At 65.1% G+C, this 13,459-nt stretch carries 13 protein-coding genes; 6 read left to right on the forward strand and 7 right to left on the reverse strand.

Annotation, left to right across the window (positions count from 1 at the left end):
* A partial coding sequence (locus JHD73_RS13440; protein WP_199030775.1) for a GNAT family N-acetyltransferase occupies positions 1 to 373 on the reverse strand: 373 nt, incomplete at its 3' end.
* 168 nt (positions 374 to 541) lie between these two features.
* On the opposite strand from JHD73_RS13440, the gene JHD73_RS13445 reads away from it, so the two are divergent.
* Positions 542 to 1,519: a DedA family protein/thiosulfate sulfurtransferase GlpE gene (locus tag JHD73_RS13445; protein ID WP_199030806.1), complete on the forward strand. Its 978-nt coding sequence runs from the start codon at positions 542 to 544 to the stop codon at positions 1,517 to 1,519.
* Positions 1,520 to 1,884: 365 nt separating this feature from the next.
* Here JHD73_RS13445 and JHD73_RS13450 read toward each other — a convergent pair whose 3' ends face one another.
* The 6 genes from JHD73_RS13450 to fliF form a co-directional block, all read right to left on the reverse strand.
* Entirely contained in the window at positions 1,885 to 3,495 is a 1,611-nt protein-coding gene (locus JHD73_RS13450) for a flagellar hook-length control protein FliK (RefSeq protein ID WP_199030807.1), read from the reverse strand.
* A 38-nt stretch (positions 3,496 to 3,533) separates the two neighbouring features.
* A complete protein-coding gene (gene fliJ, locus JHD73_RS13455; protein WP_199030776.1) occupies positions 3,534 to 4,004 on the reverse strand; it encodes a flagellar export protein FliJ in 471 nt (156 codons plus the stop codon).
* Positions 4,005 to 4,098: 94 nt separating this feature from the next.
* Entirely contained in the window at positions 4,099 to 5,550 is a 1,452-nt protein-coding gene (gene fliI / locus JHD73_RS13460) for a flagellar protein export ATPase FliI (RefSeq protein WP_199030777.1), read from the reverse strand.
* On the reverse strand, positions 5,540 to 6,280 hold the full coding sequence (gene fliH / locus JHD73_RS13465) for a flagellar assembly protein FliH (RefSeq protein ID WP_199030778.1): 741 nt from the start codon (positions 6,278 to 6,280) through the stop codon (positions 5,540 to 5,542). Before fliH ends, fliI begins: the two co-directional genes overlap by 11 nt.
* Positions 6,281 to 6,321: 41 nt before the next feature.
* Positions 6,322 to 7,314 carry a flagellar motor switch protein FliG gene (gene fliG, locus JHD73_RS13470; RefSeq protein WP_199030779.1) on the reverse strand — a complete coding sequence of 331 codons (993 nt, stop codon included), beginning with the start codon at positions 7,312 to 7,314 and terminating at the stop codon, positions 6,322 to 6,324.
* Positions 7,311 to 9,143, reverse strand: a complete 1,833-nt coding sequence (gene fliF / locus JHD73_RS13475) for a flagellar basal-body MS-ring/collar protein FliF (RefSeq protein ID WP_199030780.1) — start codon at positions 9,141 to 9,143, stop codon at positions 7,311 to 7,313. The genes fliG and fliF overlap by 4 nt, the downstream gene beginning before the upstream one ends.
* 285 nt (positions 9,144 to 9,428) lie before the next feature.
* On the opposite strand from fliF, the gene fliE reads away from it, so the two are divergent.
* From fliE to rfbC, 5 genes are all read left to right on the forward strand, one after another.
* A complete protein-coding gene (fliE, locus tag JHD73_RS13480; RefSeq protein ID WP_199030781.1) occupies positions 9,429 to 9,770 on the forward strand; it encodes a flagellar hook-basal body complex protein FliE in 342 nt (113 codons plus the stop codon).
* A gap of 75 nt (positions 9,771 to 9,845) precedes the next feature.
* Positions 9,846 to 10,970 (forward strand): glycosyltransferase family 2 protein, encoded by a 1,125-nt coding sequence (locus JHD73_RS13485; protein WP_199030782.1) that lies wholly within the window; start codon positions 9,846 to 9,848, stop codon positions 10,968 to 10,970.
* 38 nt (positions 10,971 to 11,008) lie between these two features.
* Positions 11,009 to 11,782 carry a glucose-1-phosphate cytidylyltransferase gene (gene rfbF, locus JHD73_RS13490; RefSeq protein WP_199030783.1) on the forward strand — a complete coding sequence of 258 codons (774 nt, stop codon included), beginning with the start codon at positions 11,009 to 11,011 and terminating at the stop codon, positions 11,780 to 11,782.
* Entirely contained in the window at positions 11,782 to 12,873 is a 1,092-nt protein-coding gene (gene rfbG / locus JHD73_RS13495) for a CDP-glucose 4,6-dehydratase (RefSeq protein WP_199030784.1), read from the forward strand. The genes rfbF and rfbG overlap by 1 nt, the downstream gene beginning before the upstream one ends.
* Positions 12,870 to 13,448, forward strand: coding sequence for a dTDP-4-dehydrorhamnose 3,5-epimerase (gene rfbC / locus JHD73_RS13500; RefSeq protein ID WP_199030785.1), 579 nt, complete (start codon positions 12,870 to 12,872; stop codon positions 13,446 to 13,448). Before rfbG ends, rfbC begins: the two co-directional genes overlap by 4 nt.
* Positions 13,449 to 13,459: the final 11 nt, after the last annotated feature.

Consider the following 13,459-nt stretch of genomic DNA (forward strand, 5'->3'; position numbering starts at 1 on the left):
GTGCCTGGCATTCGGCAATGAGCGCCTGCAGCAGCAGCGTACCGACACCCCGCCCTTGCGCAGCCGTATCCAGGTAGATCGAGTCTTCCACCGTATTGCGATATGCGGGCCGCGCGCGGTGCGGGCCGGCATAGGCATAGCCGAGCAGCTTGTCACCGGCCTCGGCCACGATATAGGGCATGCCAACGTCTTGCAGCGCCTGGAAGCGGCGCGTCATCTCGGTCAGGTCAGGCGGGTCGATCTCGAAGCTGGCTGAGCCGAACAGCACGTGCTGCGTATAGATGGTGACGATGAACGGCAGGTCGGAGAGCGCTGCCGGGCGGACGCTGATGGTTTGAACAGCGGAAACGTCTGTGGACGATGTGGAGGACATGGCGACAAATGCGAGCGCGAAAGCATCATTGTCGTGCCAATTTCACAGAGTCGGCATGTAACCCGCAGGTCACCCAGCGTGGCACACAGGTATGCCTATCGGACGACGCCGGAATGCGGTAATTTGGCAGACGCATTTGCCACGCCGCGCACGTTCCGCGCCCTTCCTATGCACGACCTGTTTCCCCTTCTTGCTGAATACGGTGCGTTTGCCGTGTTCCTCAACGTGCTGCTCACGCAGGCCGGTGCGCCGCTGCCCGCCGTGCCGACGCTGCTGGTGGGCGGTGCGCTCACCATGATCGGCCCCCTGCACTTCATGGAACTGCTGCCCGCCGCCGTCTCCGGCGCGCTGCTGGGCGATGCCCTGTGGTATGTGGCCGGCAAGCGCTACGGCCGGCACGTGATGGCGCTGCTGTGCCGTGTGTCGCTGTCGCCTGACTCGTGCGTGCGGCGCACGCGTACGCAGTTCGAGCGCTGGGGTGCGCCGCTGCTGTTGATCTCGAAGTTTGTGCCGGGGCTGTCGACGGTGTCTTCCGCGCTACTGGGCACGATGCGCACGCCGTTCAGCGTGTTCGCGGGGTACAACCTGGCCGGCTCGGCACTCTGGGCGGCAATCTGGCTGATGCTCGGGCGCATGGCGCATGACACCATCGACCAGGCACTACGCTTGCTCGATCAGCTTGGCGGACGCGCGCTCGCGCTGATCGTGGTGCTGGCGGCGCTCTACGTGGCAGGGCGCTGGCTGCAACGCTGGCGTTTTCGGAAGATGCTGGAGATGGTGCGCATCTCGCCCGACGAGTTGCATACGTTGATCGAATCGGGCTCGGCACCGGTCATCATCGATGTGCGCAGCGACAGCTCACGGCAACAGCAGCCTCAGCGCATTCCGGGCGCGGTGCTGTACGACATGTCGAGCAGGCACAACGCCATCGAGATCGACGGCCCCGACCGCGAGGTCATCATCTACTGCGCCTGCCCCAACGAGGCCTCCGCCATCATGGTGGCACGCACGCTGATGAGCCGTGGCTTCAAGCACGTGCGCCCGCTGCACGGCGGCATCGATGCGTGGGTGGAACGCGGCTATGGCGTGGAGCACGTGATCTCCGTCTCGCCGGACACGCTGACCACGGCCGAAGCGCGCGCGTGAGTTCGCATCTTTTCCGTCGCTACAAAAACAAAAGCGCACCTTTCAGTGCGCTCTCCCGTAAGTACGGCAAACATGCGGTGCGCCAGCCCCCCGGCTCGGACACGCCGCATCGGTCCGTGTGCATCCACCCGAGGGCGGATGTGGCGAAGTGATCCCCGTTTGATCCCGTCTTCGCCGTTCGGACTTGACCCCCTTGTTATTCATCGCAAAGCTGCCATTGCTGCCGGCGCATTTGCGTTGTGACTTCCCGTCCTTCTCTCTACTTTCGTCGCCTTAACTTTCGTCACTCAGGCTGGCCATTGTCATGGCGCTCCTGAGGAACAACGGCAGGCCTCACCAAAACTTTAGGGTTGGCCTCGCTAGGCTCATGCAAACGTGTCGATGGCGCCGTCGTGGCTGGAAGCACGCTGCGGTGCAGCGGCCACGGTGCTGGTGGTATCCGCACGACCTTGCGCGTTGCTGCCATAGCGGCTGCCACCACCGCCATTGCCCGAGCCGTTGCCCTGTGCCGACGCTCCTTGCCAGGCGCCCTGCTGCTGGCTGAAATCACCCGTGCTGACGGTCGTTTGCGCAAGCTGCATACCGCCTTGCTGCATGGCATCACGCAGACGCGGCATGGAGTCCTGCACGAGTTCGGCCACAGCCTGGTGCTGGCAGACGAAGCTGGCATTGACGGCACCGTTGTCGACATCCAGCTTGACGTGCAGCCCGCCGAGTTCCGCCGGGTTCAGCTGCAGCTCGGCCGATGACTGGCGGTGCACCTGCATGAAGGCAAGCTGGCTCGCCATGCTTTGCGGCCAGGCCGCGTCACCAAACGTGGGCAGCGTGTGCACCTGCGCCGGCGTAATCGTAGCGCCCGCGACGTTGCCTGCTGCGCCTGCGGTGCCAACGGCAAAGGTCGGTGCCGCAGCGATGGCATTGCCATCTGCGCGCGCCAGAATGCCCTGGAACTGCGTGCCGCTGCCCTGCGCATCCGCCTGCGTGCCGGTGCTGCCACCGTTGCCAGCGCGGCTATTGGCATCGGCCACGGCGGCCGCAGCAGTTTGCGAGACGTTGCTTTGCGCGCTCGATTCCGCACGCTTGGGCAAGCCATGCTCGGCGTTGCCATTTTGTGTTGACGCGGCACTGCCAAGTTGGCGCACCGCAGGCGGGGTGTTGTCAGACACGGCTCGCGTGCGTGCCAACGTCTGGGCCAGCGTGTTGCCATCGGGCAGCGGCGCGGCGGGCGGCGTTGGCGTGTTGCCGTTGGCAGCAGCGCCGGCGGTCTTGGCACCCTTGGCCGCTTGCAGCGCAGCCTGACCGGCCGGCGTGGTTGCGGCCGCATCTGCAGCGGCGTCGGCGCTACCCTGCGCGCCATTGGCGGCAGCGTTCAACGCAGCCAGCGTGGCCGCATCGGTTGCGGTCGCGTTGCTGGCGCCCTGTGTGGCGGTGGTATTGGTATCGGCAGTCGACTGCGGGGCAGGTTGCGTGGTCGGCAGCGCTGTTGCGGATGCGACGGCGGTCTGCTGGGCGACTTGCTGAGCCGCCTGCTGGGCAGCCTGACGTGCGGCCTCGATCTGCGCGGCCAGTTGGGCGGCCGGATCCACAGCAGCCTGCGCCGCAGCCGCATCCAGATCCTTGGCATCGGCAGGTTGCGCCGGCTTGGTACTGGCAGCGTCCTGCGTGCGCGTTGCCGGCACGGTCTGAGGAAGGGCCGTGGCGGTCGGCTTGATGTCTTGGTTGTTGCGCGCGCTGGCGTTTGCTGCGTCCTTGCGAGCGATATCTGCGCGGCGGCTGGCCGCATCGTCAGCGGCGGACTGCGCATCGGCACGACGACGCGCTGCATCCTGCGCCATGCGATCTGACAGCAGGTTGCCGAAGGTGTCGCCGTTGGACGACGATGCACTCTGCGACTTGTCGGCGGCAGCATTGTTGCTGGCGGACAGCATGCCGCTCAAGTCTTGCGCGGCGGTGTTGGGGGTAGCACTCAAACCCACGTTGACTCCCTCTTCCATCTGCGTACGTGTACGCGTGTTCAGTTGCCGCCCTGTGCCGCACGCATGCGGATCACCTTGGCGGCGTGTTCGTCGTTCTCGCGCTGGTCGCGCCGCTCCTGGTGCTGGCGCTGCTCTTCAATGTGGCGCTGGCGCAGGATGTCGAACGATTGCTCGCGGCGCTGCTTCTCGATCCAGTTGGCGCGGCTCGCTTCGAGCTGGTTCTCCAGCGCGTTGATGGTGCCCTTCTGCTGGTCCACGGCGGCACCCAGCCGGTCAATGAACGCGGCGTAGTTGCGCAGGCGCGTGATGTCGATGCCACCCTCGGCGTTGGCCGTGGTCAGCATCTGCTGGTGATAGTTGTTGCGGTAGTCGGACAGCAGGGCCAGCTTTTGCGTGGCAGCCTCGCGCGTGTTCATCAGGCGGCCGACTTCCTGCGTGGCTTTCTCGGTGTCCTTCTGGGCCAGTTCCAGCACCGTATCGAGGCGGAACGGCTTACTCATGGTGGTCATGGTCGAACCTCCAGATTTCCACTACATCAACCAATCGGTTACACGCCGCCTGGCTTTAGCCCGAGGCTTTGGCCTGGCTTACGTCTTCACACTGTCAAGCGAGCACCGCGTTCATCTTCTCCAGCGTGTGCTCACGGCTTTCGTTCTCAAACATGCCCTGCTGCAGGAACGCCTCCATGTCGGGGTAGCGGGCGATGGCCTGATCGGTCATCGGGTCGCTGCCGCGCGCATAGGCACCCACCGCAATCAGGTCGCGGTTGCGCTGGTAGCGGGCATAGAGCTGCTTGAAGCGGCGGGCGGTATCGAGCTGCTCGCGCGGCACGATGGCCGACATCACACGGCTGATCGACTGCTCGATGTCGATCGCCGGGTAGTGCCCCTGCTCGGCCAGCTTGCGCGAGAGCACAAAGTGACCGTCCAGAATGGCGCGCGCGGCGTCGGCAATCGGGTCCTGCTGGTCATCGCCTTCGGCCAGCACGGTATAGAACGCGGTAATCGAGCCGCCACGGCCGCTGGCATCCACCATGCCGTTGCCGGCACGCTCCACCAGTGCCGGCAGCTTGGCAAACGCCGAGGGCGGATACCCCTTGGTGGCCGGCGGCTCGCCGATGGCCAGGGCGATCTCGCGCTGGGCCATCGCATAGCGCGTGAGCGAATCGACAATCAGCAGCACATTGCAGCCACGATCCCGGAAGTACTCGGCGATGGTGTGTGCGTAGGCAGCGCCCTGCAGGCGCATGAGCGGCGAGTTGTCGGCCGGCGCGGCCACCACGGCCGAGCGGGCAAGACCTTCCTCTCCAAGAATCTCGTCGACGAATTCCTTCACTTCGCGGCCGCGCTCGCCGATCAGGCCGACCACCACCACATCCGCCTGCGTGTAGCGGGCCATCATGCCCAGCAGCACGCTCTTACCGACGCCGGAGCCGGCAAACAGCCCCAGGCGCTGGCCTTGGCCCACGGTCAGCAAGCCATTGATGGCGCGTACGCCCACGTCAAGCACGTGCTCGATCGGCTTGCGCTTGAGCGGGTTCAGCGGCGCCGGGGCCAACGTGCCCCAGGCGAGGTCTTCTTGCGCACCAAGCGGCCCCTTGCCATCCAGCGGCTCGCCGTTGGCGTCCACCACGCGGCCCAACAGGCGCGGGCCCACAGGCAAGAACTTGCTGTGCGCGATGGTCGGATCGGCAGCGTCGGTCGGCAGGTGCTGCGGTTCCAGCGGGAACACGCGCGCACCGGGCACCACACCCACCAGATCCGTCTGCGGCATCAGGAAAGCGCGCTCTTCGGCAAAACCTACCACCTCAGCCAGCACGTAGCGGGCTGCCCCGCTTCCGTTCGGCAGTTCCACACGGCAGGCGCTGCCCACGGGCAGCTTCAGACCCACGGCCTCCATGACCAGGCCGGCCACGCGCGTGAGCTTGCCGCACGTCACCACTGGGCGGGCCAGGCGCGCGCGCTGCGCGGTCTGGCGCAGGTGCGCCTGCCACACGCGCACGTTGGGGTTGTTGGCGGCAGCCTGGTCGGCCGATTGCACGGTCTCAGGCGACATGGAGCGCCCCTCCGGCCACGCGTTCTGCTTCCGAGCGCTCGCTGGCAATCCATGCGGTATCGCGCCCCAATGCACGGGTCAGTTCTGCCCAGCGGGTCTGCAACGTGGCATCGGTCTCACCAAAGCGGGTTTGCACGCGGCAGCCGCCGCGCTCGATGGCGGCGTCAACGATGATGGTCCAGCCGGCGGCAGCCAGCTCGGCACCCAACATCTGGCGAATCAGCTCGGCATCATCAGCATGCACGCGCAGCATGGCGGGCGCCGGTGCGGTGGGCGCATCGCCCAGCACTTCGCGGATGAGCGGCAACACACGCTCGGGCTGTGCATGCAACGCGCCGCGCAGAAACTGCTGCGCGAGCTGCAGCGCCAGATCGACCAGTTCGTCGGCAACGCTGCCGTTCAGTTGATCAACCGCCTCACGCACGGATTGCATCAACGTGGCGATCTGCTTGGAATCTTCCTCGCCCTGACGACGGCCTTGCTCGAAACCGTCTTGGAAGCCTTGGGCAAAACCATCGCGCCGGCCTTCGTCGCGGGCAGTAGCCAGTTCGGCATCCAACATCGCCTGCCATTCCTCTTCGGACATGGGCGGCTCTTCGGGTTCGGCCTCCGGCGGCGGGGGCGGCGCGGCTTCGACGGCGGCCTGCTCGGCCTGACGCTCGAAGTCAGTCGGCTCCCACGGTTGGTACTCAACCAGCGTATCGCGCGGAATGATCGGCGGGCGCGGCATGTCAGCGCTCCATCGTCAGCACGTTGGGCAGGCGCGTGTGATCAGACATACGCGTCCTCTGCCTTGCGCCCAATGCTGATCTCGCCCTCGTCGGCCAGACGGCGCGCAATCATCAGGATTTCCTTCTGCTGCGTTTCGACTTCCGACACCTTGACCGGGCCCAGCACTTCCAGCTCTTCCTTGAGCATCGTGCCGGCACGCTGCGACATGTTGGCGAACACCTTGTCGCGGAATTCCTGCTTGGCACCCTTGAGCGCCACCACCAACACCTCCTGGCTGACTTCGCGCAGCAGCGTCTGCAGGGCGCGGCCATCCAGGTCGATGAGGTTGTCGAAGACGAACATCTTCTCGACGATGGCGTCGGCCAGTTCCGGATCGCGCGAGCGCACGCCCTCGATGACGGCGGATTCCACGGCGCTCGGCACCAGGTTGAGGATTTCTGCCGCCGTGAGCACGCCGCCCATCGCGCTCTTCTTGCGGTGGTCGTTACCCTGCAGCAGCTTGGTCAGCACGTCGTTCAGCTCGCGCAGGGCGCTGGGCTGAATGCCGTCGAGCGTGGCGATGCGCAGGATGGTGTCGTTGCGCAGGCGCTCGGTGAAATACGTGAGGATTTCCGAAGCCTGGTCGCGGTCCAGGTGCACGAGGATGGTGGCGATGATCTGCGGGTGCTCGTTGCGGATCAGTTCCGCCACCGACGATGCATCCATCCACTTGAGGCCTTCAATGCCGCTGGTATCACCACCCGAAAGGATCCTGTCGATGATATTGGCGGCGCGGTCGTCGCCCAGTGCCTTGCGGAAGACGGTGCGGATGTACTCGTTGGAGTCCACATCCAGCGGCAGGTCTTCCGCCTCGACAAAGAAGGCGTCAAACGCGTCGAGCACGCGCTCGCGCGAGACGTTCTTGAGCGCCGCCATCGTGGCGCCCAGCTTCTGCACTTCGCGCGGGCCCAGGTGCTTGAGCACTTCGGCGGCTTCGCTTTCGCCCAGCGACATCATGAGGATGGCGCTGCGTTGGAGTCCTTCGGCGCTCATTCGTTACTCACCCATTGCTTGATGACGGCCGCGACGGCGCGCGGGTTCTGCTGGGCGACACGACGCATCGTCTCCAGCTTCTTCTCGAAATCGTTGTTCTTGAGCTGCGGCAGGCTGTCGGGCATCTCACCCTCTGCGCCAGCGGCAGACGGTCCTTCCAGCTCCGGTCCGGCCGAAGCTGCGGCGCCGGTGATGATCGGTGCGTTCGGGTCTTCGCCTTCGCGGCCCACAAAGGTGGGCGTGGCAGGCTCGGCCTTCTTGCCCATCGAACGGATCGCCGGACGAATCACCCCAAACACCAGGATCAGGAAGCCGATCGCCAACGCCAGGTACTTGGCCCCTTGAATCGCGTACTGGATCATCTCCGGCTGTTTCCACAGCGGCAGGTCGTCCTTCGCCACCGGCAGCGTGCCGGAGAACTGGCTATTGACCACGTTCACGGAGTCCCCGCGCTTGGCATCAAAGCCCACAGCGTCCTTGACCAGCGCGTTGAGTTTGGTCATGTCGGCATCGGACAGCGGCTTCCAGGTCTTGCCGTCGGCGCGGTAGTTGACCACCACGGCGACCGACAGGCGGCGCACGGTACCCACTGCAGCGCGGGTGCGGCGTACGGTCTTGTCGACTTCGTAGTTGGTGGTGGTGTCGCGGGTGCTCGACGAGTTGCCGCTGGTGGTCGTGCCGGTAGCGTTGGCGGCAGCGGCCTGCTGTTGCGGCTGGCCATTCGGGCCCGTGGCGGCCGGCTGCGAAGCCGACGGAGCCGGTGCGGTCGGCAGCATGCGCGGCGCGGTCGGCGGCTGGTTGGACAGGGCGCCCGGAACACCGCCCTGGGCGTCGGCCTTGTTCTGCGTGGCTTCAGCGGTATGGGTGCTGCGCACGGCCGCGTTGGCCGGGTCCTGGTTCGGACGATACGTCTCGGCCATCTGTTCGGTGTTGTCCAGATCGACGTCGGCCGTGACCTGGGCGCGTACGTTGTCATCGCCCACCACGGGGCCGAGGATGGCTTCGATGCGCTTGATGTAGCCCTGCTCGATCTCGCGCACGTAGTTCAGCTGCGTCGGGTCCAGGCCCGAGGCGTTGTCCTGGAATGCCGACGACAGCAGGCGACCGGACTGATCAACTACCGTCACGTTGGCCAGCGGCAGATTCGGCACGCTGCTGGAGACGAGATGGCCGATGGCCTGCACCTGCGAGCGGTCGAGCATGCGGCCCGGAAACAGCGTCAGCAGCACCGAGGCGCTGGGTTTGGCCTGCTCGCGCACGAACACCGATGGCTTGGACAGCGCCAAGTGCACGCGAGCGGACTGCACCTCTTGCATGGCCTGGATGGTGCGGGCCAGCTCGCCTTCCAGGGCGCGCTGGTAATTGACCTGTTCGGCAAACTGGCTGGTGCCGAATTTCTGGTTCTCCATCAGCTCGAAACCAGCCAGGCCGCCCTTGGGCAGCCCTTGCGAGGCCAGCTTCAAACGCGTCTCGTGCACATTGGCCTCGGGCACCATGATGGCGGTGCCGCCGTTGGCAAAGCGGTACGGCACGTTCATTTGCTGCAAGGCAGCAATGATGGCGCCGCCATCGCTGTCGCTGACATTGCTGAACAGCACACGGTAGTCAGGGGCGCGGCTCCACAGCATCGCAGCGGCAATCACGGCCACCAGCGCGGCCCCGCCGATCATCATCAGCAGACGCGGCGACAAACGGCCGAGCGGGCCCAGGGCGCCCAAGGCACCGGCACCCCCTCCGTTCTGGCGCGTCATAGCGCCTTGGCCCACCGCCGGCATATCGACCGTACCGAGCGTGTCGGCGACAGCAACCGAATCGGCTGTCGTTGGCATCCCAAATCTCCTGACTGACTGCGTTGCCGGAGCAACCAAACCCACAAAACGGGCAAAGCTCCGTGGTTGCCATTATCGGCAGTGGGTGCGCAAGCAATTCGGCAAGAAGAGGGCCTTTTCCCGCTCTTTTGAGCGCTTGGGAACGGCTGGCGGGCGGCTACCTTTGCATCACCGTGGCGCCATAGCGGCCCGAAGTTCGCTATTCGCCGGCCAACCGCCGGCTCAACGTCGGGCCAACAACCCGCGCCACATGCAAGAGACGCAAAAAAGAGGAGTCTTCTTCACATGGATATTACGAACGCCAACTCGGTGGTGTCGCTGATGAACAGCGTGCTGGCACCGTCGAGCAAGGTCGGCGGTCTTGGCAGCTCCAGCGGTGCGGATGGCGATGACGCCAAAGTCAGTGTCGACTTCGGCGCGGTGCTCAAGTCGTCGCTGGATAAGGTCGACGCCTCGCAACAAAAGGCCGAATCCATCTCGCGCAGTTTCGAAATGGGCAACAGCGACGTGGATCTGCACGACGTAATGCTCTCGCTGCAGAAGGCCAACATCGACCTGCAGACCGCCGTTCAGGTGCGCAACAAGTTCGTCTCGGCGTACCAAAGCATCATGAGCATGTCGATCTGACGCCACAAGCGCCGGGTTTTATTTTTTGTCCGCACCGACTGGCCCAACAACAGGCCGCCGCCGTTGGGAGTCCGCATGTCCAAACACACCAAGCACCGCCGCACAGGATCACCCCGGTCCGAGATTGCGCTGGTGGTCATCGCCCGCAATGAGGCTGCCTGCATCGAGCGCTGCCTGCTGAGTGCCAAGCCGCATGTCGACCGCATGGTCGTGCTCGACACCGGCTCCACCGACGACACCGTGGCGATTGCCCGTGCATGCGGTGCGCAGGTCCACCATTTCACCTGGGTCGACGACTTCTCGGCCGCCCGCAACGCCGCCCTGGCCGCCGCCAACGCCGACTGGAACCTCGTGCTGGACGCCGACGAGTGGATCGAGGGCGGCACGGAAGAGTTGCGCGACGCCTGCACCTTCGGCCCACTGCTGGGTGTGGTGTGCATCCGCAGCGAGTACGACATCTCGGGCCACGTCGAGCACTCCAACAGCTGGATTGCCCGCCTGCTGCCACGCGGCGTGCGCTACAAGGGCCGCATTCACGAGCAGCCCGCCGGCAACCTGCAGCGCGTGCGCCTGCCGCTGGTGATCGGCCACGACGGCTACATGAACGCCAAGCTGGACCAGAAACGCGGACGCAATCACGCCCTGCTGCAACAAGAGCTGGCTGAGCACCCTGATGATCCGTACATCCTTTACCAGCTCGGCAAAGACTTCGAGATCAACCTGAAAGACCCCGCACAGGCCGCCGCGCACTACCAGCGCGCGCTGACGACGGCGCCCAAGACGGCGCCCTATCGGCATGACCTGTGCATCTGCCTGCTGGCATGCCTGTCCAAATCCAAGCAACTGGACGCGGCCATCACCCTGGCTGGCGAGTGGATGGAGGAGTGGGCGCACTCACCCGATTACTTCTACATGCTCGGCCACCTGATGTTTGAAGCCGCCGCGCAAGACGCCGCGCAGGCCGAGAAACAATGGCTGCCGATGGCGGAGTCCGCCTTTTTGAAATGCCTGGAGATTGGCGAACAGCCCAAGCTGGACGCTGCCGTGTTCGGGCGGGGCAGCTTTGCAGCTGCCAAGTACCTGGCGCTGACCTACCGCGCCCAGGCCGACACCCTGGCCATCAAGTCCAACCATTTTTCCAATCTCGCCCGGCAGATGCAGGAGAACTCCGCATCCGCAGCCACGCCGGTGGCCGCATGAATGGACACACAAGCAGGCGCATAAGCGAGCACTGAACCATGAAAACAGTCATTCTTGCCGGCGGCCTGGGCACGCGCATCAGCGAAGAGTCGCACCTCAAACCCAAGCCGATGATCGAGATTGGTGGCCGCCCGATCCTGTGGCACATCATGAAGATCTACGCGGCCCATGGCATCAACGATTTCATCATCTGCCTGGGTTACAAGGGCTATGTCATCAAGGAGTACTTCGCCAACTATTTCCTGCACATGTCGGACGTGACGTTCGATATGTCCAAGAACGAAGTGACCGTGCACGAGCGCCATGCCGAGCCCTGGCGCATCACGCTGGTCGACACCGGCGAGCAATCGCAGACCGGTGGGCGCCTGAAGCGCGTGGCCGCTTACCTCGATCCGAACGAGCCGTTCTGCTTCACCTACGGCGACGGCGTGTCCGACATCGACATCACCAGCAAGATCGCCTTCCACCGTGAACACGGCAAGATGGCCACGGTGACGGCCGTACAGCCCCCGGGGCGCTACGGCCTGCTCCAGCGCGACGGCACGCGCGTGACCGGCTTTACCGAAAAGCCACCCGGCGACGGCGGCACCTGGATCAACGGTGGCTTCTTTGTGCTCAACCCATCCGTCATCGAATACATCGCGAGTGAAGACACCCCCTGGGAAGGCGCGCCAATGGCGCGTCTGGCCGAGATGGGCGAACTGAACACGTTCGAGCACCACGGCTTCTGGCAGCCGATGGACACGCTGCGCGACAAAAACAGCCTGGAAGCCCTGTGGCAATCGGGCAATGCACCGTGGAAGCAATGGTGATGCTCAACCCTGTCGCCTGGGCCGGCAAACGCGTCTTTCTGACCGGGCATACCGGCTTCAAGGGAAGCTGGCTGGCCTTGTGGCTGCGCCAGCTCGGCGCAGAGGTCTACGGCTACAGCCTGGCGCCGGAAACGCTTCCGAGTCTCTTTACGCTGGCCGATGTGGAATCCACGCTGGCAGGTCACACGCTGGGCGACATCCGCGATGCGGATGGTTTGCACAAAGCCATGACAGCCGCGCGGCCCGATGTCGTCTTCCACCTCGCTGCACAGCCGCTGGTGCGCGCGTCATACAAAGACCCGGTCGCCACTTACGCCACTAACGTGATGGGCACGGTAAACGTACTGGAGGCCGCACGCGGCTGCACGAACCTGTCGGCCATCGTGGTGGCCACCACCGACAAGTGCTACGACAACCGCGAGTGGGCCTGGGGCTACCGCGAGACCGACGCCCTGGGCGGCCATGACCCCTACAGCGCGTCCAAGGCGTGCGCCGAACTGGTGGCCGCAAGCTACCGGCGCGCGTTCTTCGCCAACGGCCCGCTGCTGGCCACCGGCCGCGCAGGCAATGTCATTGGCGGCGGCGACTGGTCGGAAGATCGGCTCATCCCCGATGCCGAGCGCGCGATGCGTGCCGGTACGCCATTGGTCATCCGCTCGCCACACGCCACGCGGCCGTGGCAACACGTGCTGGATTGCCTGCACGGCTATCTGGTGCTCGCACAACGCCTGCTGGCGGGCGATGCCTCTTGCGCCACCGCCTGGAATTTCGGCCCGGACAGCGCGGCCACGCGCACCGTCGAACAGGTACTGCAAGGTCTGCAACAACATTGGCCCGCGCTGATCTGGCAGTTGGATACCAACACCGCCACGGGCAAGCACGAGGCCGGCATGCTGCATCTGGACGCCAGCCGGGCACGCCAGCAACTCGGCTGGCAGACAGCGTGGTCGTTCGAAACCGCGCTGGAGCACACCGCCGCCTGGTACCGCCAACTGCATGACAAGACAGCGGATGCGCGCACGCTGTGCGACCAGCAGATCGACCGTTTCACCGCCGTCGCATCGACTGCCACATCCAGGAGCGCTGCATGAACCGCTTCACCATCGCGCCGACACCGTTGGCCGGCCTGGTTGAAATCGACCGAACAATCATCGGCGACCATCGCGGCTACTTCACGCGCTTCTTCTGTGCAGAGGAACTTGCCGTCGCCGGCTTCGACAGCCCGGTCGCGCAGATGAACCACTCCTACTCCGCCAAGCGCGGCACGGTGCGCGGGCTGCATTTCCAATACCCGCCGCACGCCGAGATCAAACTGGTGAGCTGCGTGCGTGGCCGCGTGTTCGACGTGGCCGTCGACCTGCGAGCCGGTTCGCCGACCTTCCTGCAGTGGCATGCAGTGGAACTGTCCGCCGAGCGGCACAACAGCCTGCTGGTGCCCAAGGGGTTTGCCCATGGCTTCCAGACGCTCGAAGACGATTGCGAGCTGCTGTACCTGACCTCGACGCCGTACGCACAAGCTGCCGAAGACGGCCTCAACCCGAACGATGGTCGGCTGGGCATTGCCTGGCCGCTCGCCATGACCGAATGCTCCGACCGGGACCGTGCCCATCCACCGCTGACCAACGCGTTCAGGGGGATCGACTTGCCGGCCCGCCTCAGCCACTGACGCCTGAACCA

The organism is Ralstonia sp. ASV6 (assembly GCF_016429285.1).
In the GTDB taxonomy this organism is placed as follows: domain Bacteria; phylum Pseudomonadota; class Gammaproteobacteria; order Burkholderiales; family Burkholderiaceae; genus Ralstonia; species Ralstonia flaminis.